Below are 25,383 nucleotides of genomic sequence, written 5' to 3'. Positions count from 1 at the left end.
GGAGCGTGCCCCCTAGAAGCCCAGCTTGCCGAGTTGCTTGGGGTCGCGCTGCCAGTTCTTGGCGACCTTGACGCGCAGATCCAGGAACACTTTTGTGCCGAGCAGCTTTTCGATCTGCACACGGGCATTTGTCCCGACTTCGCGCAGCCGTGATCCGCCCTTGCCGATGACGATGCCCTTTTGGCTGTCCCGCTCGACGTAAAGGATGGCGTGCACGTCGATGAGCTCGGAGCCCTCGGGACGGCCCTCGCGCTCGTTCACCTCGTCGATCACCACGGCCAGCGAGTGCGGCAGCTCATCGCGCACGCCCTCGAGTGCGGCCTCGCGGATCAGCTCGGCCATGAGCACCTCTTCGGGCTCGTCGGTCAGCTCACCGTCCGGGTAGAACGCCGGCCCCGGCTGCAGCTTGGACGCCAAAACCTCTGTCAGCACCTCGACTTGGGCGCCCGAGATGGCGGACACCGGAACGATGTCCACATCCGGCCCGACGAGCTCGGAAACCGACAGCAGCTGCTCGGCCACCCTCTCCTTGCTCACCTTGTCGATCTTGGTGACAATCGCGATCAGCGTGGTGCGCGGCGCGATGAGCTTGATCTGCTCATGGATCCACTTGTCGCCCGGCCCAATCCCCTCATCGGCCGGAATGCACAGCCCGATCACGTCCACCTCGGAATACGTATCGCGCACAAGGTCGTTGAGCCGCTGACCGAGCAGCGTGCGCGGCCGGTGCAGCCCCGGGGTGTCGACGAGCACGATCTGGAAATTCTCACGGTGCACGATTCCGCGGATCGTGTGCCGGGTGGTCTGCGGCCGGTTCGAGGTGATCGCCACCTTCTGGCCGACCAGCGCATTGGTCAGCGTCGACTTGCCGGTGTTCGGCCGCCCGACGAAACAGACGAATCCCGAACGAAATTCGGGCGAGCTCACAATTGCCCCGCGGGTACGCCGGTGCGATCGGTCACGATGACGGTCGCCGTCGGCGACAGTTCCCGCACGGCGGCGATACCCGGGTCTTCATGTGAACCGCCGACCAGTACGGCTGCCTCGATGGCCAACGCGCCACTGGAGACCGCGGCCGCGACGGCCGCCTGCAGGGCGGTCAGTGACAGCACCGAAAGCGTCACCGGCGCACCGGCATAGGTTCGGCCATCACCGTCGCGCACCGCAGCGCCCGACGTCGCCTCGGCACGGCCCATCGCTCCACGGGCCAGCACGACGAGCTTGTTATCTTCCGCGTCCAATTCAGTCATCTCTTTCCTCCGCTTTCTCGTCGTCTGTCGCATCCGGGTCGGGCTGCACCAGAATCGTCCCGATGCGCACCCGGCCACGCGTGTTCGGACCACCCTCAGCCTGCAACAAAAGTCCATGCGAGGCGACCTTGACGCCCGGCAGCGGCACGCGGCCGAGGTCGAGCGCCAGCAGTCCGCCCACCGTCTCGACGTCGAGATCCTCGTCGAATTCGATGCCGTACAGCTCCCCCAGGTCCTCGATCGGCAACCTGGCGGAGACGCGGAACGTCTTGTCGCCCAATTCCTCCACCGGAGCGACCTCATCCTGGTCGTATTCGTCGGCGATCTCTCCGACGATCTCCTCCAGCACATCCTCGATGGTCACCAAGCCGGCGATGGCGCCGTACTCGTCCACCAGCAGCGCCATGTGCTTGCGATCCTGCTGCATCTCACGCAGCAACTCGTCCAGCGGCTTGGAGTCCGGGACGAACACCGCCGGCCTCATCACCTGCGCCACGGTGACGTCACGTCCACCGTTCACCGAGTAGTACGTCTGCTGCACAAGGTCTTTGAGGAAGACCACACCGACGACATCGTCGACGTTCTCCCCGACCACCGGAATACGCGAGTGCCCGCTGCGCACCGCGAGCGAGGTGGCTTGACCGGCTGTCTTGTCGGATTCGATCCACACCATCTCGGTGCGCGGCACCATCACCTCGCGGGCGGGGGTGTCACCCAGCTCGAATACCGACTGAATCATCCGGCGTTCGGTATCGGCCACCACACCACGCTGCTGCGCCATGTCGACAACCTCGCGCAGCTCGATTTCGGAGGCGAACGGGCCGTTGCGGAAACCACGTCCAGGAGTCACCGCGTTACCCAGCAGGATGAGCAACCGCGAAATGGGGCCCAGCAGTACCGAAATCACCTGTAGCGGCACCGCGGCGCCCAGCGCGATGGAGTACGCGTGCTGGCGTCCCAAGGTGCGTGGGCCGACGCCAATCGCCACGAAGCTTGTCACCACCATGACGATCGCCGAGATGGTCAGTGCGGCGCCCAGACTCATCCGTGCGGTCAGGTACCCGACCAGAAACACCGTCGACAAGATCTCGCAGGTGGTACGCAGCAGGACGACGAGGTTCACATAGCGCGGGCGCTCCCGGATCACCACGGAAAGGCGTACCGCCCCCGGCCTTTCCTCGCGAACCAGTTCGTCGACACGCGCCGAGGACACCGTGTTGATGGCGGCATCGATGGCCGCGAAGGCACCGCCCAGACCGACCAGCGCAATCGCCGCCAGCAGCAGCCCTATGCCAGACATACTCAGGCCCTACGTTCTTCGCGCAAGACGCTCATCACTCGTCGAAGTTGCGCGACTTGTCGAGCAGACGGCTATCGCGGTACAGCTGAGCCTGCTGCTCGTACCAGTCCTGCAGCAGCTGGTTCTGCAGCGCGAACATCTCGCGCTCTTCCTCGGGTTCGGCATGGTCGTAGCCGAGTAGGTGCAATACGCCGTGCACGGTCAGCAGCGCCAACTCATGTGCCAGCGAATGACCCGCCGCCTCAGCCTGTTCGGCCGCGAACTGCGGGCACAGCACGATGTCCCCCAGCATCGACGGCCCCGGCTCGGGAGCGTCGGGACGCCCGCCGGGCTCCAGCTCGTCCATCGGGAACGACATGACATCGGTGGGGCCGGGCAGGTCCATCCACCGCATGTGCAGGTCGGCCATCGCCGCGAGGTCGACGAGCATCATCGAAAGTTCCGCCGCGGGATGGACATCCATTGCCGCGATGGCGAATCGCGCGACGCTGACCAGCTCGCCCTCGGCGACGTCGACACCCGACTCGTTGACGACCTCAATGCTCATCTGTGCCGGCTCCGGTTCCCCGATGCGCGCCGCTGCGCGCGGTTACCTGTCAGGTCTGAATCCTCGAAACGCGCATAGGCATCCACGATCTCCGATACCAGCCGATGGCGCACCACATCGGCACTCGTCAACTCCGAGAAATGAATTCCCTCGATGTTGTCAAGAATGTCGACCGCGGCCCGCAGCCCCGAACGGGCACCGCCCGGCAGGTCGACCTGCGTGACGTCACCGGTGACCACGATCTTGGAACCGAATCCCAGCCGGGTGAGGAACATCTTCATCTGCTCGGCCGTGGTGTTCTGCGCCTCATCGAGAATGATGAAGGCGTCGTTGAGGGTCCGGCCGCGCATATAGGCCAGTGGCGCAACCTCGATGACCCCGGCCGACATCAGCTTGGGAATCAGCTCGGGATCCATCATGTCGTGTAGCGCGTCGTATAACGGCCGCAGGTACGGGTCGATCTTCTCGCTCAGCGTGCCGGGCAGGAAGCCCAGCCGCTCCCCGGCCTCGACCGCCGGTCGGGTCAGGATGATGCGGGTGACCTGCTTGCTCTGTAAGGCGTTCACCGCCTTGGCCATCGCCAGGTATGTCTTGCCGGTACCTGCCGGGCCGATACCGAAAACCACCGTGTTGGCGTCGATGGCATCCACATAGCGCTTCTGGTTCAGCGTCTTGGGGCGAATGGTCTTGCCGCGCCGCGACAGGATGTCCAGGCTCAGCACCTCGGCGGGAGACTCGTCGTCGTCGCCGGTGAGCATTGCCGCCGTGTGCCGCACCGTCGAGGGCGTGAGCTGCTGGCCCCGGCGGGCGATCACGATCAGCTCGGAGACCACCCGTTCGGCCAGCGCCACATCGGCGGGCTCTCCGGTGAAGGTGATGGTGTTGCCGCGGGCGTGGACATCCGCGGTCAGCAGGTCCTCAAGCTCGCGCAGGTTTTCATCAGCAGAACCCAGCAGGCCCATGATGAGATCGTTCGGAATCTCGACGCTGCTGCGTACATCCGAAGACGGCACAGCGGCACCTTGTTCTCGGCTCGTCACGTGGTTAAGGTCGCCTGCTTTCTTGGGTTGTGAAGTTGCTTTGAGTTTACCGCTGGCAACCGTCAGCCTCCACGCGATTAGCGCTCACTGGTGCGCCAGCGGGCCGCTGGCCCACCGATCCGTCAGTACCCCGAGTGCCCCCAACGCCACGGCAGCGGCACTGGACGTACGCAGCACCGTCGGCCCCAGACGCACCGCAGCGGCACCCGCCTCGACCAAAACTCCCAGCTCCTCGTCCGCGACGCCGCCCTCGGGACCCACGATCAGCACCACCGATGGCGCCGACGACAGCCGCTCCCCCAGAGCGCTCAGCCCGGAACTCGCCGATTCATGAAGCACCAGCACGACGGCCCCGTCCGCGGTCCGCGCACGCACCACATCGGCCAGCTGCGCCGTCGAGTGCAGATCGGGCACCGTCGGCACAAAGGCCCGACGGGATTGTCGCGACGCCGCGCGCGCCACCGCCTCCCAGCGTCGCCGGCCCTTGGCCGCCTTGTCCCGGTCGTTCTGCGCGTCCCAGCGCGATACACACCGCTGCGCCTGCCACGGGATGACCTCGTCGGCTCCCGCCTCTACCGCCAGGTCGACCGCCAGCTCGGCGCGATCGGATTTGGGAAGTGCTTGCACCACAGCCACTTTGGGGCTCGGCGCATCGACGCTCCAGCGTCCGGTCACCTCGATCGTCAGGCCTGCGCGATCGACGGAGCCAACGACACCATCACCGACCTCGCCGGCACCGTCGCACACCATGACGGACTCGCCGGCCCGCATGCGCAGCACCCGCGTGGCGTGATGGCCCTCATCCCCGTCGAGCACCACCGATTCACCGGCTGCGGGAACGCGATCGACGTAGAAGATCGTGGCGGCCGCCATCGATTAGCGACCCGTGAAGGCCTCGCGCAGCCGCGAGAACACGCCGCCGGACGCGGACTCGGCCCATACGACCTCGGAGCCCTCCTTGTTGCGGGCCCTGAAGTCCTTCAACAGCTCGCGCTCCTTGGAGTCCAGCCGCGTGGGAACCACCACGTCCAGATGGGCGTGCAGGTTGCCCCGCACACCGGTACGCAGGTGCGGCATGCCCTTCCCGCGCATCGTCACCACCGAACCCGGCTGTGAGCCCGGCTCGATCTTGACGACGGTTTCTCCGTCGATGATGGCCTCGACCGAGACGCTGGTGCCCAGCGCCGCCTCGACCATCGGGACGCGCACCGTGAAGTGCAGGTCATCCCCGTCACGGATGAACACGTCATGCGGCTTCTCGTGCACCTCGACGTACAGGTCACCGGCCGGTCCACCACCGGGACCGACCTCACCCTGAGCCGCCAGCCGCACCCGCATCCCGTCGCCGACACCGGCCGGGATCTTGACGGTGATGTCACGACGCGCACGCACCCGGCCGTCGCCACCGCACTTGTGACAGGGGTCGGTGATGACCTCTCCGGCGCCCTGGCACGTCGGGCAGGGGCGTGATGTCAGCACCTGGCCGAGCAGCGAACGCTGCACTGTCTGCACCTCGCCACGACCACCACAGGTCTCACAGGCGCTGGGCGCCGAGTTGCCGTGGGTGCCCTTGCCGGCGCATCCATCACACAGAATCGCGGTATCGACGGTCACCTGCTTGCTGACGCCGGTCGCGCATTCCAGCAGGTCCAGACGCATCCGCAGCAGTGAGTCGGACCCGGGTTGCACGCGGCCACGCGGACCCCGCGATCCGCCCGCCGAACCGCCGAAGAATGCTTCGAAGACATCACCCAGGCCGCCGAAGCCCGAACCGAAGCCGCCGAACCCGTTGCCTCCGCCGCCGTTCTCCAGCGGGTCGCCGCCGAGGTCGACAATGCGCCGCTTCTCCGGGTCGGTCAGCACCTCGTAGGCGACGCTGACCTCTTTGAAGCGCGCCTGCGCCTGCTCGTCGGGGTTGATGTCGGGGTGCAGCTCGCGGGCGAGCTTGCGGTACGCCCGCTTGAGCTCGCTGTCGCTGGCACCCTTGCTGACCCCGAGGATGCCGTAGTAATCACGCGCCACTGTGTTGATCTCGTTCCGTTGCTATCTGTCTAGTTCACATGCTGCTAGCGGTTGGCTAGCACTTCGCCGATATACATGGCAACCGCCGCGACGTTCGCGATGGTTCCCGGGTAGTCCATCCGTGTGGGCCCCAGCACACCCATGCCGCCGAATACCGCTCCGCCCGCACCATACGGGGTGGAGACGACGGAGGTGCCAATCATCTGCTCAGCGGCGGTTTCGTGACCGATGTGCACGGTGACGCGACCGGCCTCCTGCTGCGCGGCGAGCAAGCGCAGCACCACTACCTGCTCCTCCAGCGCCTCCAGAACGGTACGCAGCTGGCCGCCGAAGTCCGCGGCGTTGCGCGTCAGGTTGGCGGTGCCGCCCAGCAGCAGACGTTCCTCATGATGTTCGACGAGCGTCTCGACCAGGACAGTCGCCGCGCGTGTGAGTGGGTCGCGCAGGTCGTCATCGGACTGATCCGCGAGCTCCGCGACGGCCACCGAGGCCGCCGACAGCTTCTTGCCGTCCAACGCCGCGCCCAGCAGCACCCGGAGCCTGCTCAGCTGGTCATCGCGGAGGACATCGCCCAGCTCGACGATGCGTTGATCGACCCGCCCGGAGTCGGTGATGACCACCAAGAGCAGCCGGGCCGGGCTCAGCGACACCACTTCCAGGTGGCGCACGCTGGACGAGGACAGCGTGGGGTACTGCACGACGGCGACCTGCCGGGTCATCTGGGCCAGCAGCCGCACGGCCCGGCGCAGCACGTCATCGAGGTCGACGCCGCCCTCCAGGAAGTTCAGGATGGCCTTGCGTTCGGCGCCCGAAAGCGGCTTGACGTCCTCGAGCCGGTTGACGAATTCGCGGTAACCCTTTTCCGTCGGGACACGCCCCGAGCTGGTGTGGGGCTGGGCGATGTAGCCCTCGGCCTCCAGGACGGCCATATCGTTGCGGACGGTGGCGCTGGACACCCCGAGGCTATGCCTGTCGACCAGGGCCTTGGAGCCAATCGGCTCCTTGGTGGTGACGTAATCGGCGACGATGGCGCGCAACACCTCAAAGCGTCGGTCATCGGCAGTGGCCATGGTCACCTCCCTCACACGTGATTTTGCCCTTATTTTACGGGGCCAGGCTGCCCGGGCCCGCTGCCATGGCTGTTCACGCTAACCTCAGGTGTTATGACGGCCGAGACGGTGGATCTGATTCGGACAGATTTGCAGTGATATTCAAAGGCGTCCGGGAGGGAAAGCCCTACCCGGAACATGGGCTATCGACCAGGGACTGGTCGCGCATCCCACCCCGGCAGATTCGTCTCGACGAACTCGTCACCACCACCACGGTGCTCGCATTGGACCGTCTGCTGAGCGAGGACTCCACCTTCTACGGGGACTTGTTCCCGCATGCCGTGAAATGGCAGGGCGTCATCTACCTGGAAGACGGCCTGCACCGAGCCGTCCGCGCCGCGCTACGTAATCGGGTCGTGCTGCACGCCAGGGTTTTCGACATGGATCAGCTGCGGCCGGCCTAGGCGGCACTCAATCCAGAATGGTGCGGACCACACCGTCGGCAAGTAACCGCCCTTGATCGGTGAGCACCAACCGATCATCCACCAGCCCCGCCAACCCACGGTCAACCACCGCGGGGACACGCCCACGTTCTTCGACAGTCAAGTCCGCCAACGCAATTCCAGTATGGAGCCGCACCGCCAGCAGCACGTCCTCGGTATGCCGTTCGACGGGGCTGAGGATTTCGTGCCCGCCGACGGGTAGCCGCCCCTCCCCCAACTGTTTCGCATAAGTGTTGGGGTGCTTGACATTCCACCACCGCACACCGTTGACGTGTCCGTGCGCACCCGGCCCGGCACCCCACCAGTCACCGCCCGCCCAGTACCCGAGATTGTGCCGGCACTGCCCGCCGGGTCGGGCCCAGTTGGATACCTCGTACCAACCCAGTCCCGCCTCCGACAACGCGGCGTCCAGCAGCTGATACCGGTCGGCCAGCGCATCCTCGTCAGGGTTGGGCAGCTCACCGCGACGCACACGCCGCGCGAGGGCGGTGCCCTCCTCGACGACCAGCGCGTATGCCGACACGTGATCAACCCCGGCCTCGAGCACGGCCGCGATGGACCTACGCAGGTCGTCGTCGGTCTCCCCGGGGGTGCCGTAGATGAGGTCGAGGTTGACGTGCCGCAGACCTGCCGCGCGCGCTTCCTGCGCGGCCGCCACTGCCCGTCCGGGCGCATGCACCCGATCCAGCGTCGCCAGCACATGCGGGGCCGCCGACTGCATGCCCAATGAGACACGGGTGTACCCGGCGGCCCGGATCGTTTCGAAGAAGGCGGGTGAGGTGGATTCGGGATTGGCCTCCGTGGTGACCTCGGCCCCGGGCGCCAGCGTGAAGTGGGCGCCAATCGCAGCAAGCACCTCGGCCAGCCCGGAACCGCCCAGCAAGGACGGCGTGCCGCCACCGACGAATACCGTCTGCACCGGCGGGTTGCCGGCCAGGGTTTGCGCGGCCAATCCGAGCTCGGCGCGCAATGCCTCCAGCCAGCCCGCCGGCGAGGTCCCGTCACCCAGTTCGTCCGCGGTGTAGGTGTTGAAATCGCAGTATCCGCAGCGTGTGGCACAGAACGGCACATGCACGTAAATCCCGAACGGACGCCCGGCCGCCGGCACCAGGGGCGGCAGGGTGGCTATCGTTTCGGGTCTCACTGCTCAAGTGTGTGCCAGGCGCGACGGGAGAAAAAATCAATGCGCGCGGTGGCGGGAATCCCCCACACCGATTGGAGGTTTTGCTCACAATGAGCGGAATTACTGCCCGGTGGCGTGGGGTCCGGCCTGTGCATGGCACAATTGGCAACGTGAGCACACATCAGGTCCCACTTGTCGCGCGGCGGCATATCGACCTGAAGCGTGTCTGTAGCGCGTGTTGTCTCCCTTACTGACGTAGTCCTGCCCCGTCTGCCACCCGAACGGTCGTGAGGATCTGCGCCTCCGGTCAGCCCCCGGTGTGTCGCCCACGACTGTGCCTGCCTTCGTTAGGAGCACCATGACAACCAGCGAGACCCGCCCGGCTCGCCCCAAGCAACAGCGCAGTGAAGGGCAATGGGCTCTTGGAGAGCTCGAGCCGCTGAACCCCAATGAGCAGGCCAAGAAGGACGATCACCCGCTCAATGTGCGCGAGCGCATCGAAACCATCTACGCCAAGCAGGGTTTCGAGAGCATCGACAAGACCGACCTGCGCGGCCGGTTCCGCTGGTGGGGTCTGTACACGCAGCGCAAGCCCGGGTACGACGGCAGCTGGACCGGTGACGAGAACACCGACATGCTCGAGGACGAGCACTTCATGCTGCGGGTCCGTTCCGACGGTGGTGCGTTGACGGTCAACGCTCTGCGCACCCTGGGTGACCTGTCGACCAAGTACGCGCGGGACACCGCCGATCTCTCCGATCGGGAGAACGTCCAGTACCACTGGATCCGGGTCGAGGACATGCCGGAGATCTGGCGCCGCCTGGACGAGGTGGGTCTGCACACCACCCAGGCGTGTGGCGACTGCCCGCGTGTGATCCTCGGATCCCCGTTGGCCGGCGAATCCCTCGACGAGGTGCTGGACCCGACGCCCGCCATCGACGAGATCGTGCGGCGCTACATCGGGAAGAAGGAGTACGCGAACCTTCCCAGGAAGTTCAAGACCGCCATTTCCGGGCTGCAGGACGTCGTGCACGAGATCAACGACGTCGCGTTCATCGGCGTCGTCCACCCCGAGCACGGCCCCGGCCTGGACGTGTGGGTGGGTGGCGGCCTGTCGACCAACCCCATGCTGGCCCAACGCCTGGGCGTGTGGGTGCCCCTGGACGAGGTCCCCGACGTTTGGGAAGGCGTCGTCAGCATCTTCCGTGACTACGGCTACCGGCGGCTGCGCGCCAAGGCCCGGTTGAAGTTCTTGGTCAAGGACTGGGGGGTTGAAAAGTTCCGCGAAGTTCTCGAGACCGAGTACCTCAAGCGCAAGCTCATCGACGGGCCCGCGCTGGTGCCGCCGCCGCATCCCATCGATCACGTGGGAGTGCAGCGTCTCAAGAACGGGCTCAATGCCGTCGGCGTCGCCCCCATTGCGGGCCGGGTGTCGGGAACGATCCTGTCGGCGGTCGCCGACCTCGCCGAGAAGGCCGGATCGGACCGCGTTCGGTTTACGCCGTACCAGAAGCTGATCATCCTCGACGTACCTGACGACAAGATCGGCGAGCTCACCGAGGGACTCGACGCACTCGGGCTGCCCTCACGCCCGTCGCACTGGCGCAAGAACCTGATGGCCTGCACCGGTATCGAGTTCTGCAAGCTCTCGTTCACCGAAACCCGCAAGCGCGCACAGGATCTGGTACCAGAACTGGACAAGCGGCTGGACGACTTGAACGCGCAGATCGACACTCCGGTGACCATCAACATCAACGGCTGCCCGAACTCCTGCGCCCGATCGCAGGTCGCGGACATCGGCTTCAAGGGTCAGATGGTTGACGACGGAGACGGGAACAGCGTCGAAGGCTTCCAGGTGCACCTGGGCGGAAGCCTGGGTCTCGACAGCGGATTCGGCCGGAAGCTGCGTCAGCACAAGGTCACCAGCACCGAGCTTGGCGATTACATCGATCGGGTGGTGCGCAACTTCGTCAGCCAACGCACAGACGGAGAGCGCTTCGCGCAGTGGGCCGTTCGCGCGGAGGAGGCGGACTTGCGATGAGCACGGAGACAACCACCAAGGATCTCGACGCACTTCGCGCGCTCGCCGAGCGGGGTGCCGCCGAATTGCAGGATGCCTCTGCCGAGGAACTGCTGCGGTGGACCGACGAGAACTTCGGCAGCGACCCGCACACATACGTTGTCGCCTCCAACATGCAGGACGCGGTGCTGGTTGACCTTGCCGCACAGGTGCGCCCGGGCGTAGACGTGCTGTTCTTGGACACCGGGTATCACTTCGCCGAGACGATCGGCACCCGCGATGCGGTGGAGTCGGTGTACGACATCCACGTGGTCAACGTGGCCCCCGAGCAGACGGTGGCGCAGCAGGACGAGCTGGTGGGCAAGGACCTGTTCGCCAGCGATCCCGCCGAATGCTGCCGACTGCGCAAGGTGGTGCCGCTGCGCACGTCGCTCGCCGGATACTCGGCCTGGGTGACGGGCCTGCGTCGCGTCGATGCGCCGACCCGCGCCAACGCACCGTTGATCAGCTTCGACGAGGCATTCGGGCTGGTCAAGATCAACGCAATCGCGGCATGGACCGATGAAGACATGCAGAAGTACATCGACGAACACGGAACCCTGGTGAATCCGCTTGTGGACGAGGGATATCCGTCGATCGGCTGTGCGCCGTGCACGGCGAAACCGGTTCTCGGCGGCGACGCACGCAGCGGACGCTGGCAGGGCCTCTCCAAGACAGAATGCGGGTTGCACGCCTCATGACGACTCAAATCGGAACGGAAGCTGCATTGAATCAGACAGAGACACTTACCGATCTGGAATCTGAGTCGATTCACATCATCCGCGAGGTGGCCGGTGAGTTCGAGCGCCCGGTGCTGCTGTTCTCCGGCGGCAAGGACTCGACGGTGCTGCTGCACGTCGCACTCAAGGCCTTTTGGCCCGCACCGCTCCCCTTTGCGCTGCTGCATGTCGACACCGGGCACAACCTTCCGGAGGTGCTGGCCTTCCGCGACGAGATCGTGGAACGCCACAACCTGCGCCTGGTGGTCGCGAACGTCGAGGACTACCTGGCCGACGGCCGTCTGACCGAGCGGCCCGACGGAATCCGCAATCCGCTGCAGACCATTCCGCTGCTGGAAGCCATCACCGACAACAAGTTCGACGCGGTGTTGGGCGGCGGGCGCCGCGATGAGGAGCGCTCGCGCGCCAAGGAACGAATCTTCAGTCTGCGCAATGCGTTCGGCCAGTGGGATCCCAAGAAACAGCGCCCCGAGTTGTGGAGCCTGTACAACGGTCGGCATGCCCCGGGCGAGCACGTCCGGGTGTTCCCGATCAGTAACTGGACCGAGTTGGATGTCTGGCGCTACATCGCGCGGGAGAACGTCCAACTGGCCAGCCTGTACTACGCCCATGAGCGCGAGGTGTTCAACCGCGACGGCATGCTACTGACCCCCGGCCCGTGGGGCGGCCCGCGCGACGGCGAAGAGCTGCAAACACTTTCGGTGCGCTACCGCACCGTGGGCGACGGATCGACCACCGGCGCCGTGCTCTCGGATGCCATCGATGTGCAGGCAGTGCTTGCCGAGGTGGCTTCCTCACGGATCACCGAACGCGGCGCGACCCGCGGCGACGACCGAGTATCCGAGGCGGCCATGGAAGACCGCAAGCGAGAGGGCTATTTCTGATCATGAGCGATCTTCTGCGCATTGCCACCGCCGGCAGTGTCGACGACGGTAAGTCCACCCTGGTGGGCCGGCTGCTGTACGACACCAAGTCGGTGCTCATCGACCAATTCGACGCCGTCACAAAGGCTTCCGAGTCACGTGGACTCGACGCTCCCGACCTATCGCTGTTGGTCGACGGGCTGCGGGCCGAACGCGAACAGGGCATCACCATCGACGTGGCGTACCGCTACTTCGCCACCCCCAAGCGGTCGTTCATCCTCGCCGACACTCCCGGGCACGTGCAGTACACCCGAAACACGGTGTCCGGCGCCTCCACCGCGCAGCTGGTGATCCTGCTGGTTGATGCGCGCAAGGGTGTCATCGAGCAGACCCGTCGCCATGCGGCGGTGCTGGCGCTGCTGGGTGTGCCGCGGTTGGTGTTGGCGGTCAACAAGATCGACCTGGTGCCCGACAGCGCCCGTATCTTCGAGGCCATCAGCGCCGAGTTCAACGAGCTGACCAGCTCGCTGGGCTGGAAGCCCGAGAACGTCGTCGAGATCCCGGTCTCCGCGCTGCACGGCGACAACATCGCCACCCGCAGCGAGCGGACCGGTTTCTACAGCGGACCCACCCTCATCGAGCACCTGGAATCGATTCCGGCGCATGAGGAGTCCAGCACGGTGGGGCTGCGTTTCCCGGTTCAGTACGTCATCCGCCCACGCACTGCCGAGTATCCCGATTACCGTGGGTACGCCGGCCAGGTGGCCGCGGGCACGGTGCGGGTGGGTGACGAGGTGGTGATCTCCCCCGCTGGGCAGCGCACCACGGTCGCGGGCATCGACACCGCGGACGGGCCACTTGAGGTGGCCGAGGCGGGCCGCAGCGTCACCTTGATCCTCGCCGACGACGTAGATGCCTCGCGTGGCGATCTGATCGCATCAACCGATGTGCCAGATCCGGTTTCGGAAATTGATGGCACGGTGTGCTGGCTGGCCGACAAGCCGTTGAAGGCCGGTGCGCGCCTGCTGCTCAAGCACGGCACTCGCACGGTTCCCGCGATCATCGGCGAGCTGGTGGAGCGCTTCGACGAGCAGAATCTGTCTGCCGATGCTCAGCCGGAGTCGTTGGAGCTCAACGACATCGGTCAGATCAGCATTCGCCTGGCCGAGGCGATCAGCGTCGATGAGTACGCTGACGACCGGACAGCGGGAAGCTTCCTGCTGATCGACCCGTCGAGCGGTAACACGTTAGCGGCAGGGCTGGTCGGCGACGCCCTGCGCGCCGTCGAACTGAATCGTGCGTAGTCCGACGCTTATCGCCGTCGCGCACGGGAGCCGCGACCCGCGGTTCGCGGAGAATGCGCGCCGATTGGTTGGCCAGACGCGTTCCCTCCGGCCGGATCTGGATGTGCGGCTGGCGTTCCTCGAGCTGTCCGAGCCGAATCTCGGCGACGTACTGGGTCATCTGAGCGGTGATGCGGTTGTGGTGCCGCTGCTGCTGTCGGACGCCTACCATGCGCGGATCGACCTGCCGACGGTGCTGTCCTCGGCGCCCCCGGGACTGCGGGTGACACAGGCTGCCGTGCTCGGTGCGGACCACCGGCTGCTTCAGCTGGCTCGGCGCCGGGTGATCGAGCTCGGTATCGACAACCCCGGCGTGATTCTCACTGCTGTCGGCTCCTCGGATTCCACGGCCAATGCGCGCACGCGCGCGCTGGCCGCGCAATGGGCGCTCTCGACGACGGTGTTTGCCACCGGCGACTCGACGAGCCTTACCGACGCGGCCGACGCACTACGGGCCTGCGGCGCGACGGAAATCGTTGTGGCACCGTGGTTTCTCTCCCCCGGTCTGCTCCTGGACCGGGTGCGGGCGGAGGCCGCGCAACTGAATATGCCGGTGGCGGCTCCGCTCGGCCCCGATCGGCTGGTCGCCGAGGTGGTGGTCGAGCGCTACTCCGCAGCGGTCTCGGCACCGGTTCCGGTAACGCACTAGTGAACTCTCCGCAAGATCCCGGCGCCCCCTCTTCAATGCATTGTTATATGCGCATGTGCGCTATAGCGTTAGGCACATGACCAGCACCGAACACGAAACCCACAGCCACCCCGATCATGTTCACGGCCCCGACTGCGGCCACGAGGCAGTCGCTCACGAGGATCATGTGGATTACGTCCATGACGGGCACCGCCACGCTCCGCATGGCGATCACTACGACGAGCACTAGAGTCCGATAGCACATGGCCCCCGGAGAACCGGGGGCCATTTTCTTGCCACGTGCGTTTCAGGAGCATTCTTCTTCGTGCCCGGCTACGAGCGACAACAACGCCTTTTCGCGCTGCAACATTCGATACTCGGTGCCACGCGGAATGCCACCGGGGCCATAACTCCCCCGTCCGTAGTGGATCACCCGACCTCGGCGCACCTCCCAGCGCAGCGCATCAGATATCGCCTTCGACATTCTTCCGCTGGTGTCGAACCCTCGGTGGTCCAGCATCTGCACCAGTTCTGACACGTCCCTCGCGCCAAATCGATGCAGATACAACGTCAGCAGATACCGCAGCTCAATGCCACGTACCCGTTTCTTCACTACCATCACCGCACGATGACACGTGCCACCGACAGGCCGACCTGTGTCGCTCGTAGCCGGGCACTTGCAGGTGTACTTCGAAAGCGCGGAGAACGTCCTAGGACGCGACCTCAGCCAACTCACCCAAGTCGGGAACCCGTGTCACCCGGACATACACGTGATCACCCTCGTGCAGTCCGAGCGCCTCGGCATCACCACGGGTGATCTGCGCGGTGAACTGCTCGCCGGTCGCGGCGCTGGTCAATTCCACCCGCACCTCAAAGCCGAGATGCACGACGCGATCCACCGTCGCCTTGGTGACACCGGTGGTCTCCCCGGTGCCCTCCGCGGCAGCCCGAGATAGATCGGCATTGCGTCCCACGCGAATATCGTGCGGGCGCACCAGGATTCCGTTCAGTTTGGCCACCGGGCCCAGGAACGACATCACGAAGCTGTTCGCCGGACGGTCGTACAAGTCGTCGGGAGAACCGACCTGCTCGATGCGGCCCTTGTTCAGCACCGCGATCCGGTCGGCGACGTCCAGCGCCTCGGCCTGGTCGTGCGTCACCAGCACCGTCGTGACGTGCACCTCCTCGTGGAGCCGGCGCAGCCAGGCCCGCAGGTCCTCACGCACCTTGGCATCAAGCGCGCCGAACGGCTCGTCCAGGAGCAGCACCTCGGGGTCGACAGCCAGCGCGCGGGCCAGCGCCATGCGCTGGCGTTGTCCACCGGAGAGCTGATTGGGGTAACGGGTCTGAAAGCCGCTCAGCCCTACCACTTCCAGCAGATTGTCGACCTTCTCCTTAATCTCTGCCTTGGGCTTCTTGCGGATCTTGAGGCCGAATCCGACATTCTCGCGCACGGTCAGGTGCTTGAAGGCCGCGTAATGCTGGAACACGAATCCGATGCCGCGCCGCTGTGGCGGGACGCCGGTGACATCGCGGCCGTTGATGGTGATCGTGCCGGTGTCGGGCTGATCCAGGCCGGCGATCGCACGCAACAACGTCGACTTGCCCGAGCCGCTGGGCCCCAGCAGCGCGGTCAGCGAGCCCGACGGCACCTCGAAGTCGATATTGTCCAGCGCGGCGAAGTCGCCGTAATGCTTGTTCGCGCCGCGAACGGTGATCGCGTCAGTCATTTTGTGGCTCCTTGCTATTCACTATTGGCTTTTGCTCGTCGCGCATCGATGACCACCTGGACCACCAGGACGATCACCGCAACAGCCATCAACAGCGCCGAGACGGCATAGGCGCCGTATTCGGCGCCACGGTCATGACGATCGGATACGAGCAGGGTCAGGGTCTGCGACGTGCCGGGCAGGTTCGACGACACCATGATCACCGCGCCGTACTCACCCAGTGTGCGGGCGATCGTCAGCACGATGCCGTAGGTCAAACCCCACCGAATGGACGGCAAGGTGATGCGCCAGAACGTCTGCCATGCCGTGGCTCCCAGGGTCGCGGCGGCTTCTTCCTGCTCTGTCCCCAGTTCGTGCAACACGGGTTCGACTTCCCGGATGACGAACGGGATCGTGACGAAGATACTGGCGAGCACGATGCCCGGGAACCCGAAGATGATCTTGAGGCCGAAATCGTGTTCGACGAACCCGAACACACCCGCCGACCCCCACAGCAGGATCAGCGCGACACCCACCACCACGGGCGAGACCGCGAACGGGAGGTCGATGATCGACTGCAGCACGGCCTTGCCGCGGAACCTGTTCCGTGCCAGCACCAATGCCGTGGGGATGCCGAAGATCACGTTCAGCGGCACCACGATGGCCACCACCAACAGCGATAGCTGCAAGGCCGAAATGGCGGCCGGTGTGGAGATCGATTCGAAGAACGCTCCGATGCCCGGCTCGAAGGTGCGCCACAGAATGAGACCCACGGGGACGATCACCAGGATGCCGACATACAGCAGTGCCACGTATCGGGCCAGGTAACGAACGACCGGCGACGGGGTCACGGTGCCAGCTCCTCTCGCTTGGCCGCACGCGATCCGATGGTGCGCAGGACGAACAACACGACGAACGAAATGATCAGCAGAACGATCGAGATGGCCGCGGCACCGGTCCGGTCGTCGTTCTCGATGAGCGTCCTGATCCACTGCGAGGACACTTCCGTCTCGCCGGGCACCGCCCCGCCGATCAACACCACGGAGCCGTATTCACCGATGGCGCGTGAAAATGCCAGTCCCGCACCCGATAACAGCGACGGGAGCAGCGCGGGGAGGATCACCGCCCGGAAGATCGTCAAGTTGTCGGCCCCCAGCGACGCGGCGGCCTCCTCGACGGATTGATCGAGTTCGAGCAGGACCGGCTGCACGGAGCGCACCACGAAGGGCAAGGTGACGAACAGCAGCGCAATGCCGATACCCCACCTCGTGTGCTGAATGTGGATGCCTACCGGGCTGCCCGGGCCGTAGAGCGCGAGCATCACCAGGCTCGCCACGATCGTCGGCAAGGCGAAGGGCAGGTCGATGACGGCGTCCACCAGCCGCTTGCCGGGAAAATCGTCGCGAGTCAGCACCCAGGCCACCAACAGCCCGAAGAACAGGTTGACCACCGCCACGCCGAACGACACCCCCAGGGTGACCTGGAATGAGCTGATCGCGGCGTTGGAGGTGACCGCATCCCAGAACGCGGTCCACCCACCGCCGGCCGACTGCCAGATGATCGCGGCCAGCGGCAGCAGCACGATGATGCTGAGCCAGATGGACGCCGCACCGATACGCAGCGAGGTGCTGCCGTATCGGCGCGTCAACAGGCCGCCCGATCGCCCGGCGCCGACCTCACGGTCGGGCCGGGCGGCCGATTTCGGCTCGGAGGCCGGTTCCGTCGACTGTTCCGTTGACGTTGTCATCCAGTGGCCTTCTTGTAGATCTTGGTGATGCTGCCGTTGTCCTTATCGAACAATGCCGGATCGACGGTCTTCCAGCCACCCAGTTCGGCGATGGTCCATAGCTTCTCCGGTGTGGGGAAATCCTTGGCGAAGTCCGCCGTAACGGCCGGATCGACGGGGCGGAAACCCGCCTCGGCCCACAGCTTCTGCGCTGCCGGCGTGTACAAGAAGTTCTTCAGGGCGGTCACCTTGTCCAGGTGGGCACTGTTCTTCACGACGGCAACGGGGTTCTCGATCTTGAACGTCTGCGGCGGGTTCACGTGCTCGACCGGCTTGCCCTGACGTTCGACGTTGATGGCCTCGTTCTCGTAGCTGATCAGCACGTCACCGCCGCCCTGCAGGAACACGTCGGTGGCCTCACGCCCGGAGCCGGGGCGCTGCTTGATGTGCTCGCCGACGAGCTTGCTGATGTAGTCGATACCCGCCTGCTCGTCGCGGCCGCCGTCGCTCTTGGCCGCGTACGGCGCCAGCAGGTTCCACTTGGCCGAGCCCGAGCTCAACGGGCTGGGAGTGATCACCGAGATGCCGGGCTGCAGCAGATCGTCCCAGTCCTTGATGTTCTTGGGATTGCCCTTGCGCACCACGAGCGAGACCACCGATCCGAACGGAACCCCCTTGGTGGCATCGGCATTCCAGTCCTCGGAAACCTTGCCCGCCTTGACCAGACGGCTCACGTCGGGCTCCACCGAGAAGTTCACGATGTCGGCAGGCTTGCCGTCCACCACGGCGCGGGACTGGTCTCCCGACGCCCCATAGGAAGTCGTCACCGCGACGCCCTTGCCCTCGGGAGTACTCGCGAAGGCGGGAATGATCTTCTGCCAACCCGGCTCCGGCACCGCGTAGGCAACCAGCGTCAGCGTGGTGTCTGCGTTCGAGTGTGAATCGCCTCCGGCGACATCGCTGGCTCCCCCACCGCAGGCGGCGAGAACTGTTGCCGCTGTGGCAAGAACTCCGATGTGGCGCCACCGGCGGGCGCCGACCGTCTTCGCGACGTTGATCAAGGGGGAGAACATGGGATGCCTTTCGTGGGATAGCGATTACCTGGACGGATATCTCATGAAATCCCGTAACGACAGAAAGGTAGCGAAACAGCCAGTGGGCTTCGAACTAGCCGCTACCGACACCAAACCGCGAACGGGATGGGTTTAGCGACAACAGTGAACGTCTGCGACCGCGCACGTACCGACCGCAATGAGCGCCAGGATGTGGCGCACACGGTTACCCGGGGCTGCGGAATGCATGAGCGGAAGCGTAGCAGAGCCCCTTGACGCGGTCTTTACGGTCGAACCGGCAGGTAGAAGCACTATTACCTCAACAGACAGTGACTACCGGCTCAACAGCCAGGCGACGATCACCAAAACCGCCAGCGCAACCAGCGCCAACGTCACTCGGGACTGCGGCATACCACTCATGAAAGCTCCCCCGGGCTGACCACGGCTACCGAATTTTCGATGCGATGCTGGCGCGTCGCCTGGTAGAACCGGCCAACCCGATTCACCAGGCTGAGCAGCATAAATAGGATCCTGTCACCGGCCACGGCCATCACATAGGCCAGCGCCAGTACAACCGGCATCACGATGATCGTTTGAAGAATGAAGCCACGCCCGCTCAGCCACAGCTCGACACCATCCCACCAACTCAGGAGGCCGATTACGCTGTCGCTGTTCACGCGGGCCAGTTTAGGCGGACCACACCGCCGTCCGGTCGCCGCAGGGCAGACTGGACCCCGATGACCCGCTTGCGCATGACATGCCTGTCGCTGGCGCTCACACTGTTCACACTGTTCAGCGGTACCGCCGTCGCGGCGGCCGACTCCGCGACCGCAGGCGCCGACGTGCAGGTCGCCCAGAGCCTCGGTCAGCGTGAACTGACTGTCGTGGCCCGCCGCGTCACCGGCATTCCCGGCCCGCTGCACGTCGATATCATCACTCACCAAGGCAGCGCCGGCGGCCCACTCCGGCTGCAGCTCGTGCCCACCGGCGCCGGCACCGAAGCATATGAACCCGCACCGGGTGTCCCCACGTCGACGGCGATCGTGGCGCTGGGCGAGAAACCCGGCCCGTACAGCGCGACCCTCGATGTTGACCGCACCGGTCCGGCTGACCTCACCATCAGCGACGGCGTGCACACCGCCCGCATTCCGTTGGTCCTGATGGGTCAGGCGATGTCACCACCCGAGCGCGTGGCCTATCTCGGCCTGGCCGCCACCGGGCTGCTGCTGGTGGTCTCGCTGGTGGTGGCCACCCGGGTACGTCGCGGGGTGTGGATCGCGGTGCCGGTCACCGCCACGGTGACGGCCCTCGCGGTTGCCATCGCCGGCGCGGTGCTGTCTGCGTCGGCACCGCCCCCGCCCGAGCCCGGCCTGCAACGGGACCCGACCGTCGACAACACCGCCAACCCCTACAGGCTCGATCGCCCCGCGGTCACCGACTACTCCCGGCCGTCGGCAATGCTCATGGCCGAACAGTCCGAGTTGGATTCGGGACGCGCCACGGACGTCGATTTCTCACTGATCGACACCGCCACCGGGCTCGTCGCCGACGATCTGGTGATCCACGACAGCGCATTGATTCACCTCCTGGTCGTGGCCCCGGACGGACGGCTATCCCATCTGCATCCGATAAGGGTTGCGCCCGGCCGCTATTCGGTACCTATGTCCGCGGAGGTGGCGGGTCGATACGCGGTCTCGGCCGAGTTCGTGCGGCGCGGCGGCGGAGTCCAGACGGTGCGCCTGCCCGGCGGGCTCACCGCCGGTGCCGGGAAGCCCGCCGCACCCGCATCGTTCGACGGGCCGGGTATGCGGATGGTCGACGGGCTGCACGTGCACGTGAACGCGACGGGACTGCGCGCGGGCCGGCCGACGACACTCTCCGCAACCATCGGATCCGACCCGGTGCTGCAGCCGTGGCTAGGCATGCTCGGCCACCTGGTGATCGCCGGCCCGATTCCCCACGACACCCCCGCGGGCGGCCTCGGCATCGCGGTGCAGGATTCAGCGGTGTGGGCACACGCTCATTCCATGGGCGGGCACGGTGACACCGATATGCCGGGCATGCCGGGTATGAGCCATGGTTCCAACAGCATTGTCACGCAAGATGATTCGATGCCGCCCATGGTTGGCGTCCCACCACTCAACGGCGATAGTCCGCCCGACGAGACCGTCGCCGCCTTCGGACCCAAGGTGCCGTTCACCTTCACGTTCCCCAAGCCCGGCCGGTACCTCGCCTGGATTCAGGCACAGCGCGACTATCGGGTGCTGACGATCCCGGTACGACTGGACATCTCATGACCCGTCGCGTGTGGGCGGGGCTGGCCCTGATCGTTGCCGGGGTGCTGACGTTGACCTGGATCGCCTGGCCGAGCCCACCCAAGGCGGTCACCCTGTACTCCGGTACCGAGCACTACTCGGTCACGATGACGGTGGATAACCCGCGCGTTGGCATGACCGCACTGGAAATCGCCGTCGAAGAGAGGGAGGATCACGACCTCCCCGAATCCGAGCCGGTGACAGTGGAATTGGTCATGCCACTGATGGGCCACGCCATGCCTGCGTTGCGGGAGGTCGTATCGGGCCGTACCAAGTTCGATCAGGTGATGTTGTCGATGGCGGGCCCGTGGGAGGTAGTCGTGACCATCACGCCGCCGTCTGGTGATCCCGATGAACGCGCGACGATGCCACTATGGGTGAGTGGCGGGTAGGTGGAGGTTCAGATGAGCCCCGAGACAGACGTAGCACGTTCCGGCGCGGAACAACGGCCGCGAATCGCGAGCGCCGTCATCGAGAAGTACGCGCCGCTGGGAGCGTATGGGGTGCTGCTGGGCAGCCTGGTGGGGGCGACCGGCACCACGTGGGACGTGCAGTGGCACAACGATGTGGGCCCCGATACGTTCTTTACCCTGCCGCACCTGTTCTTGTATTCGGGTAGTGCCATCAGTGGAATCGCCAGCCTGGCGATGATTTTGATGGTCACCAGCGCCCAACGCGCGGGGGAAGCGGTACCGCGCTGGGTGGGAGGTGTCCCCATCCGTGTGTTCGGCGGCAGATTCACCGCTCCCCTGGGCTTCCTCCTGTCCGGCTGTGGGGCCGCGTCGTTCCTGCTGTACGGACTGCTGGATCTGTGGTGGCACACGGTGTACGGGTTCGACGCGATCTTGGCCTCGCCGCCGCATTTCGCGCTATTTGTCTCCGGGACCGTCACCGATCTGGGCAGCGTCGTCACATTCGCCGCGGCACGCCGGTTCCGCTGGGGAACAGTCGGTTTGATGGCGCAAGCCTCACTGGTCGCGGCGATGACGGCGGTTCCGTTCAGCGCGCTGTTCCTCTTCAAATTCGACTTCAACCCGATCTCACTGGGATCGGCATTCATCGTTCCGTTGGTCCTGCTGATCGTCGCGGGTGTCGTGCGTTCTCCGGTGGCGCCGTTCGGCGTGGCGCTCATCATGGGTGCTGTACAGGCCGTCTTCTGGTGGTTCTCGCCCTGGGCCGCACGCGAATACGCCGCTGCGGTGGGGCTGCCGCTGCGTGACGACCTGTGGGGTGGAGCCCCCACGATACCGGCGATGATGCCGACGTTTCTCGTGGTCTTCGCCGCCCTCGCCGCGGGGCTGCTGTACCTCGCCGAGGATCGCGCATGGCAGCGGCGACCGATGACCCTCATCGGCGCAATCCTCGGCTCGGTTGCGGGCATGGGATATGTGCTGCAGGGGGCGCTGCTGTACCGGCAAGGGACCGAAACGGTCAGCAGCTACATCACCGTCGGTCTGATCGGCCTGGTGTTGGGCGCGCTCGCGGGGTTCCTGGCGCAACGCATCGCACTTATGCTGCGGGTGCCCGGAAACGACGCCGAACCGGTGGAGGCCACAGCGTGAGACGTCTCCGAATCCTGTTGGCCTTCCTGGCTGTCGTCGGCCTGTCCCTCACCGTCAGCGCTCCCGCCAACGCCTACGCGCCTGTCAACGTGGTACATACCGAACAGGTCGTCGCCGGCCCCTACGCACTGACGGTCGGCTTCTCGACCTGGCCGTTGCGCGCCATGCAATCGCTCGACTTCACCTTCATTCCCTCCGACGGGATCGCCGGGAAGTCCGGCACGCTCACCGTCGTTCCGCCCGACGGGCGCACATGGCCCACCGAGCCCCTGGCCCGCCATCCGCGCAAACGCGAGGTCTGGGGACTGGATATCAAGGCGTTGCAGGAGGAGGGTCACTTCCAGTTCGTCTTCGATATCGACGGACAGCGAGGACCGGGGAAGGGCACACTCAACCTCGACGTGCTGTCCCAGCCGGGGCCGCCGTTGGCACTGAGTTGGACGATCTCGTTGATCCCGCTGTTCGCGTTGGTCGGGGTTCTGATCGTGGCGTGGAGGAGGACCCGTGACCAAACCTGAGCTGCCACAGAGCACCACCTGCGCCATCGCAGGTGGTGGACCTGCCGGAATGATGCTGGCGCTGCTGCTGGCGCGGGCCGGCGTCGACGTGACCGTTCTGGAGAAGCACCCTGATTTCCTGCGGGACTTCCGCGGCGACACGGTGCACGCGAGCACCCTGAATCTGATCGACGAGTTGGGGTTGGGTCCCAACTTCGCGGCCATGCCGCACAACCTGGTGGAGCAGGTCACGGTAGATCTGGGTGAACAGACATTCCGGTTGGGAGACCTGAATCGGCTTCCCGGACCGCACAAGCACATCGCCATGGCACCTCAGTGGGACTTCCTGGAAATGCTGGCCAGCGCCGCCCAGACCGAGCCCACCTTCCATCTGTGGCGTAGCACAGAGGTTACCGGCCTGCTCCGCGCGGGCGACCGCATAGCCGGAGTCGAATATCGCACCGCCACAGGCGAAACCGGCCAGCTCAGGGCCGACCTCACGGTTGCCTGCGATGGGCGCGGCTCGGTGCTGCGCGCGGCTGCGGGAATGCGCCCACGGCAGTTCGGGGTTCCGATCGACGTCTGGTGGTTCCGCCTGCCCAAGCATCCCGACGATCCGCAGGGACCGCGCGCACGGGTGGGCACCAACCGATTCATGGTGATGCTCGATCGGGGCGACTACTTCCAGTGCGGATATCTCATCGGCAAGGGCACCGACTCGCAGATGCGCAGCGGCGACGTGCAGGTGTTGCGCGACCGGATCGCCGAAATGGCGCCGTGGCTGGCCGACCGGACCAACGCCATCGCCAGCTGGGATGACGTGAAACTGCTTGATGTGCAGCTCAATAGGCTTCGCAAGTGGTACCGCGACGGCCTGCTGTTCATCGGTGACGCCGCACACGCCATGTCTCCGGTCGGCGGGGTCGGGATCAATCTCGCGATCGCTGACGCGGTGGCCACCGCGCGCATCTTGGCCGAGCCGCTGCGCACGGGGACGCTCACCACCGCCGACCTTCGTAAGGTTCAGATCCGCCGGTGGGGACCGACCGCACTGATCCAGCGGATCCAGCGAGCCGTGCACCGACGGGTGTTCTCAGCGGTGGACTCGACCACCACCGTCACCCCGAGCACCAAGATCGCGTCGGTGCTGTCCATTGCCACCAAGTACCCATGGCTGCAAGCAATTCCGGCCTATGGGGTGGCGATCGGGCCACTGCCTGAGCACGCACCCGATTTCGCCCGCCGCTCCCCTACTGGCTGAGGATCGGCACCGTCGCGGGTGCCACCTGGTCGCGAATCTTCTCCCACGGCACGGTGACCGGCACATAGTCTCCGGCGACGTGCGGAACGGAGATGTAGAACGTCAATCCCTTCGGCGCCGGAACCCACTGCAGGAATTGCTCGGACTTCATGTCTCCCGCCGCCTTGATGCGATCAGGCGAACCAAGCTCCTGGGCCAACTTCCGCAGCTTTTCCCGGGCAGCCTCCTGGTCGGAAAAGACGTCACCGAACATAATCGGTTGGGCCGTATCGGTATTAATGGTGATGGTCGCCACCATATGGCTGGGATAAGGGCCACCGCTAGACCCCAGGAACACCGCCACCCCTGACAACACATGGGGGCCGATGAAGGAGACCCGGCTCGACTCCTGTGCCTGCAGCTGTCCGTCACCGACGGTCGCCGGCTTGGTGAGTTTGGGATCGTCCCGCACCCGCACCGCATCGTTCAGTGCCGTACGCATGCCTTCATTGAAGCGGTCCCGCGCGGCGGCCTTCTCTCCGGAGACTTGAGGCAGTTTGACCTTGAACTCGACATTCCCCTTTTTACCGCTCACCTCATCCAGCATCGGGGTGAAGCCGAATGCCGGCTTCGCGGTCGGCGGTGCCGCCGCCGGGGTAAGCGCCACAACCGGTTTCGATGGCGTTGGGCTGGTAGATGGCGGCGTTTCCGAGGTCTGTGCGGGTTGCGGCGGAGGTTCGAGGCAGCCGGCGACGACGCCACACGTCAACACCAACATCGATACAAGACCAAGCTTCACGAACAGGGACCCCCAA

At 65.5% G+C, this 25,383-nt stretch carries 30 protein-coding genes; 13 read left to right on the top strand and 17 right to left on the bottom strand.

Annotation, left to right across the window (positions count from 1 at the left end; genetic code table 11):
* Positions 1 to 12: 12 nt before the first annotated feature.
* The 8 genes from era to hrcA form a co-directional block, all read right to left on the bottom strand.
* Positions 13 to 927: a GTPase Era gene (gene era, locus B4393_RS03420; protein WP_078332893.1), complete on the bottom strand. Its 915-nt coding sequence runs from the start codon at positions 925 to 927 to the stop codon at positions 13 to 15.
* Positions 924 to 1,250, bottom strand: coding sequence for a cytidine deaminase (locus tag B4393_RS03415; protein ID WP_078332892.1), 327 nt, complete (start codon positions 1,248 to 1,250; stop codon positions 924 to 926). The genes era and B4393_RS03415 overlap by 4 nt, the downstream gene beginning before the upstream one ends.
* The gene (locus B4393_RS03410; RefSeq protein ID WP_078332891.1) at positions 1,243 to 2,550 is read right to left on the bottom strand and encodes a hemolysin family protein; all 1,308 of its coding nucleotides are present in this window, start codon (positions 2,548 to 2,550) and stop codon (positions 1,243 to 1,245) included. The genes B4393_RS03415 and B4393_RS03410 overlap by 8 nt, the downstream gene beginning before the upstream one ends.
* Before the next feature lie 34 nt (positions 2,551 to 2,584).
* Positions 2,585 to 3,097 carry an rRNA maturation RNase YbeY gene (gene ybeY, locus B4393_RS03405; RefSeq protein WP_070935438.1) on the bottom strand — a complete coding sequence of 171 codons (513 nt, stop codon included), beginning with the start codon at positions 3,095 to 3,097 and terminating at the stop codon, positions 2,585 to 2,587.
* On the bottom strand, positions 3,094 to 4,137 hold the full coding sequence (locus B4393_RS03400) for a PhoH family protein (RefSeq protein WP_078278408.1): 1,044 nt from the start codon (positions 4,135 to 4,137) through the stop codon (positions 3,094 to 3,096). Before B4393_RS03400 ends, ybeY begins: the two co-directional genes overlap by 4 nt.
* 84 nt (positions 4,138 to 4,221) lie before the next feature.
* Positions 4,222 to 5,010, bottom strand: coding sequence for a 16S rRNA (uracil(1498)-N(3))-methyltransferase (locus tag B4393_RS03395; RefSeq protein WP_078332890.1), 789 nt, complete (start codon positions 5,008 to 5,010; stop codon positions 4,222 to 4,224).
* Between the two features lie 3 nt (positions 5,011 to 5,013).
* The gene (dnaJ, locus tag B4393_RS03390; RefSeq protein ID WP_070935444.1) at positions 5,014 to 6,159 is read right to left on the bottom strand and encodes a molecular chaperone DnaJ; all 1,146 of its coding nucleotides are present in this window, start codon (positions 6,157 to 6,159) and stop codon (positions 5,014 to 5,016) included.
* Between the two features lie 44 nt (positions 6,160 to 6,203).
* Positions 6,204 to 7,229: a heat-inducible transcriptional repressor HrcA gene (gene hrcA / locus B4393_RS03385; RefSeq protein WP_078333015.1), complete on the bottom strand. Its 1,026-nt coding sequence runs from the start codon at positions 7,227 to 7,229 to the stop codon at positions 6,204 to 6,206.
* Positions 7,230 to 7,363: 134 nt separating this feature from the next.
* Between hrcA and B4393_RS03380 the strand changes: the two genes are divergently transcribed.
* Positions 7,364 to 7,672, top strand: a complete 309-nt coding sequence (locus B4393_RS03380) for a type II toxin-antitoxin system VapB family antitoxin (protein WP_078332889.1) — start codon at positions 7,364 to 7,366, stop codon at positions 7,670 to 7,672.
* Positions 7,673 to 7,679: 7 nt separating this feature from the next.
* Here B4393_RS03380 and hemW read toward each other — a convergent pair whose 3' ends face one another.
* Positions 7,680 to 8,855: a radical SAM family heme chaperone HemW gene (gene hemW / locus B4393_RS03375; protein WP_078332888.1), complete on the bottom strand. Its 1,176-nt coding sequence runs from the start codon at positions 8,853 to 8,855 to the stop codon at positions 7,680 to 7,682.
* Positions 8,856 to 8,944: 89 nt separating this feature from the next.
* Here hemW and B4393_RS28440 point away from each other — a divergent pair, with 89 nt between their 5' ends.
* The 7 genes from B4393_RS28440 to B4393_RS03345 all read left to right on the top strand — a co-directional run bounded on the left by B4393_RS28440 (position 8,945) and on the right by B4393_RS03345 (position 14,717).
* Positions 8,945 to 9,088 carry an Ms4527A family Cys-rich leader peptide gene (locus tag B4393_RS28440; RefSeq protein WP_413816123.1) on the top strand — a complete coding sequence of 48 codons (144 nt, stop codon included), beginning with the start codon at positions 8,945 to 8,947 and terminating at the stop codon, positions 9,086 to 9,088.
* A gap of 104 nt (positions 9,089 to 9,192) precedes the next feature.
* Positions 9,193 to 10,875, top strand: a complete 1,683-nt coding sequence (locus tag B4393_RS03370; protein WP_078332887.1) for a nitrite/sulfite reductase — start codon at positions 9,193 to 9,195, stop codon at positions 10,873 to 10,875.
* Complete coding sequence (locus B4393_RS03365) at positions 10,872 to 11,594, top strand: phosphoadenylyl-sulfate reductase (protein ID WP_078333014.1); 723 nt, start codon at positions 10,872 to 10,874, stop codon at positions 11,592 to 11,594. Before B4393_RS03370 ends, B4393_RS03365 begins: the two co-directional genes overlap by 4 nt.
* Positions 11,591 to 12,517: a sulfate adenylyltransferase subunit CysD gene (gene cysD, locus B4393_RS03360; protein WP_078278416.1), complete on the top strand. Its 927-nt coding sequence runs from the start codon at positions 11,591 to 11,593 to the stop codon at positions 12,515 to 12,517. The genes B4393_RS03365 and cysD overlap by 4 nt, the downstream gene beginning before the upstream one ends.
* A gap of 2 nt (positions 12,518 to 12,519) precedes the next feature.
* Positions 12,520 to 13,800 carry a sulfate adenylyltransferase subunit 1 gene (locus B4393_RS03355; RefSeq protein ID WP_070935459.1) on the top strand — a complete coding sequence of 427 codons (1,281 nt, stop codon included), beginning with the start codon at positions 12,520 to 12,522 and terminating at the stop codon, positions 13,798 to 13,800.
* A complete protein-coding gene (locus tag B4393_RS03350; RefSeq protein ID WP_078332886.1) occupies positions 13,793 to 14,488 on the top strand; it encodes a sirohydrochlorin chelatase in 696 nt (231 codons plus the stop codon). The genes B4393_RS03355 and B4393_RS03350 overlap by 8 nt, the downstream gene beginning before the upstream one ends.
* A 76-nt stretch (positions 14,489 to 14,564) precedes the next feature.
* A complete protein-coding gene (locus B4393_RS03345; protein ID WP_078278419.1) occupies positions 14,565 to 14,717 on the top strand; it encodes a zinc transporter permease in 153 nt (50 codons plus the stop codon).
* A gap of 57 nt (positions 14,718 to 14,774) precedes the next feature.
* On the opposite strand, the gene B4393_RS03340 is transcribed toward B4393_RS03345, so the two are convergent.
* The 7 genes from B4393_RS03340 to B4393_RS03315 form a co-directional block, all read right to left on the bottom strand.
* Positions 14,775 to 15,086 (bottom strand): hypothetical protein, encoded by a 312-nt coding sequence (locus tag B4393_RS03340; RefSeq protein WP_078332885.1) that lies wholly within the window; start codon positions 15,084 to 15,086, stop codon positions 14,775 to 14,777.
* Positions 15,087 to 15,177: 91 nt separating this feature from the next.
* Positions 15,178 to 16,197: a sulfate/molybdate ABC transporter ATP-binding protein gene (locus B4393_RS03335; RefSeq protein WP_070935467.1), complete on the bottom strand. Its 1,020-nt coding sequence runs from the start codon at positions 16,195 to 16,197 to the stop codon at positions 15,178 to 15,180.
* A gap of 14 nt (positions 16,198 to 16,211) precedes the next feature.
* The gene (gene cysW, locus B4393_RS03330; RefSeq protein WP_078278420.1) at positions 16,212 to 17,027 is read right to left on the bottom strand and encodes a sulfate ABC transporter permease subunit CysW; all 816 of its coding nucleotides are present in this window, start codon (positions 17,025 to 17,027) and stop codon (positions 16,212 to 16,214) included.
* Positions 17,024 to 17,923: a sulfate ABC transporter permease subunit CysT gene (gene cysT, locus B4393_RS03325; RefSeq protein ID WP_078332884.1), complete on the bottom strand. Its 900-nt coding sequence runs from the start codon at positions 17,921 to 17,923 to the stop codon at positions 17,024 to 17,026. Before cysT ends, cysW begins: the two co-directional genes overlap by 4 nt.
* Positions 17,920 to 18,975, bottom strand: coding sequence for a sulfate ABC transporter substrate-binding protein (locus B4393_RS03320; protein ID WP_109558616.1), 1,056 nt, complete (start codon positions 18,973 to 18,975; stop codon positions 17,920 to 17,922). Before B4393_RS03320 ends, cysT begins: the two co-directional genes overlap by 4 nt.
* 132 nt (positions 18,976 to 19,107) lie before the next feature.
* A complete protein-coding gene (locus tag B4393_RS28435) occupies positions 19,108 to 19,203 on the bottom strand; it encodes an Ms4533A family Cys-rich leader peptide (protein WP_407661639.1) in 96 nt (31 codons plus the stop codon).
* A gap of 167 nt (positions 19,204 to 19,370) precedes the next feature.
* Positions 19,371 to 19,631, bottom strand: coding sequence for a hypothetical protein (locus B4393_RS03315; protein ID WP_078332883.1), 261 nt, complete (start codon positions 19,629 to 19,631; stop codon positions 19,371 to 19,373).
* A gap of 60 nt (positions 19,632 to 19,691) precedes the next feature.
* Between B4393_RS03315 and B4393_RS03310 the strand changes: the two genes are divergently transcribed.
* The 5 genes from B4393_RS03310 to B4393_RS03290 are packed head-to-tail and all read left to right on the top strand — an operon-like array spanning position 19,692 to position 24,589.
* Complete coding sequence (locus tag B4393_RS03310) at positions 19,692 to 21,251, top strand: hypothetical protein (RefSeq protein ID WP_078332882.1); 1,560 nt, start codon at positions 19,692 to 19,694, stop codon at positions 21,249 to 21,251.
* On the top strand, positions 21,248 to 21,661 hold the full coding sequence (locus B4393_RS03305; protein WP_078332881.1) for a hypothetical protein: 414 nt from the start codon (positions 21,248 to 21,250) through the stop codon (positions 21,659 to 21,661). Before B4393_RS03310 ends, B4393_RS03305 begins: the two co-directional genes overlap by 4 nt.
* A gap of 12 nt (positions 21,662 to 21,673) precedes the next feature.
* A complete protein-coding gene (locus tag B4393_RS03300) occupies positions 21,674 to 22,831 on the top strand; it encodes a hypothetical protein (protein ID WP_078333012.1) in 1,158 nt (385 codons plus the stop codon).
* Complete coding sequence (locus B4393_RS03295; RefSeq protein WP_109558617.1) at positions 22,828 to 23,349, top strand: hypothetical protein; 522 nt, start codon at positions 22,828 to 22,830, stop codon at positions 23,347 to 23,349. The genes B4393_RS03300 and B4393_RS03295 overlap by 4 nt, the downstream gene beginning before the upstream one ends.
* Positions 23,336 to 24,589: an FAD-dependent oxidoreductase gene (locus B4393_RS03290; RefSeq protein WP_078332880.1), complete on the top strand. Its 1,254-nt coding sequence runs from the start codon at positions 23,336 to 23,338 to the stop codon at positions 24,587 to 24,589. The genes B4393_RS03295 and B4393_RS03290 overlap by 14 nt, the downstream gene beginning before the upstream one ends.
* Here the strand turns inward: B4393_RS03290 and B4393_RS03285 are convergent.
* The gene (locus tag B4393_RS03285; RefSeq protein WP_078332879.1) at positions 24,579 to 25,367 is read right to left on the bottom strand and encodes a hypothetical protein; all 789 of its coding nucleotides are present in this window, start codon (positions 25,365 to 25,367) and stop codon (positions 24,579 to 24,581) included. The two genes, B4393_RS03290 and B4393_RS03285, sit on opposite strands and share 11 nt — an antisense overlap.
* Positions 25,368 to 25,383 lie beyond the last annotated feature (16 nt).

Source organism: Mycobacteroides franklinii (assembly GCF_002013895.1).
Taxonomy (GTDB): domain Bacteria; phylum Actinomycetota; class Actinomycetes; order Mycobacteriales; family Mycobacteriaceae; genus Mycobacterium; species Mycobacterium franklinii.
The sequence above is the reverse complement of the archived record's forward strand: the minus strand, read 5'-3'. Positions and strand labels throughout refer to the sequence as shown.

What these genes read in the sequence shown, in the direction of transcription:
- B4393_RS03365 (WP_078333014.1), top strand. Translation starts at nt 10,872, where the DNA reads ATGAGCACGGAGACAACCACCAAGGATCTCGACGCACTTCGCGCGCTC.
- B4393_RS03415 (WP_078332892.1), bottom strand. Translation starts at nt 1,250, where the DNA reads ATGACTGAATTGGACGCGGAAGATAACAAGCTCGTCGTGCTGGCCCGT.
- B4393_RS03310 (WP_078332882.1), top strand. Translation starts at nt 19,692, where the DNA reads ATGACCCGCTTGCGCATGACATGCCTGTCGCTGGCGCTCACACTGTTC.
- B4393_RS03340 (WP_078332885.1), bottom strand. Translation starts at nt 15,086, where the DNA reads ATGGTAGTGAAGAAACGGGTACGTGGCATTGAGCTGCGGTATCTGCTG.
- B4393_RS03320 (WP_109558616.1), bottom strand. Translation starts at nt 18,975, where the DNA reads ATGTTCTCCCCCTTGATCAACGTCGCGAAGACGGTCGGCGCCCGCCGG.
- B4393_RS03305 (WP_078332881.1), top strand. Translation starts at nt 21,248, where the DNA reads ATGACCCGTCGCGTGTGGGCGGGGCTGGCCCTGATCGTTGCCGGGGTG.
- B4393_RS03300 (WP_078333012.1), top strand. Translation starts at nt 21,674, where the DNA reads ATGAGCCCCGAGACAGACGTAGCACGTTCCGGCGCGGAACAACGGCCG.
- cysD (WP_078278416.1), top strand. Translation starts at nt 11,591, where the DNA reads ATGACGACTCAAATCGGAACGGAAGCTGCATTGAATCAGACAGAGACA.
- hrcA (WP_078333015.1), bottom strand. Translation starts at nt 7,229, where the DNA reads ATGGCCACTGCCGATGACCGACGCTTTGAGGTGTTGCGCGCCATCGTC.
- B4393_RS28440 (WP_413816123.1), top strand. Translation starts at nt 8,945, where the DNA reads ATGAGCGGAATTACTGCCCGGTGGCGTGGGGTCCGGCCTGTGCATGGC.
- cysT (WP_078332884.1), bottom strand. Translation starts at nt 17,923, where the DNA reads ATGACAACGTCAACGGAACAGTCGACGGAACCGGCCTCCGAGCCGAAA.
- B4393_RS03410 (WP_078332891.1), bottom strand. Translation starts at nt 2,550, where the DNA reads ATGTCTGGCATAGGGCTGCTGCTGGCGGCGATTGCGCTGGTCGGTCTG.
- B4393_RS03370 (WP_078332887.1), top strand. Translation starts at nt 9,193, where the DNA reads ATGACAACCAGCGAGACCCGCCCGGCTCGCCCCAAGCAACAGCGCAGT.
- ybeY (WP_070935438.1), bottom strand. Translation starts at nt 3,097, where the DNA reads ATGAGCATTGAGGTCGTCAACGAGTCGGGTGTCGACGTCGCCGAGGGC.
- B4393_RS28435 (WP_407661639.1), bottom strand. Translation starts at nt 19,203, where the DNA reads ATGCATTCCGCAGCCCCGGGTAACCGTGTGCGCCACATCCTGGCGCTC.
- B4393_RS03395 (WP_078332890.1), bottom strand. Translation starts at nt 5,010, where the DNA reads ATGGCGGCCGCCACGATCTTCTACGTCGATCGCGTTCCCGCAGCCGGT.
- B4393_RS03345 (WP_078278419.1), top strand. Translation starts at nt 14,565, where the DNA reads ATGACCAGCACCGAACACGAAACCCACAGCCACCCCGATCATGTTCAC.
- B4393_RS03355 (WP_070935459.1), top strand. Translation starts at nt 12,520, where the DNA reads ATGAGCGATCTTCTGCGCATTGCCACCGCCGGCAGTGTCGACGACGGT.
- B4393_RS03335 (WP_070935467.1), bottom strand. Translation starts at nt 16,197, where the DNA reads ATGACTGACGCGATCACCGTTCGCGGCGCGAACAAGCATTACGGCGAC.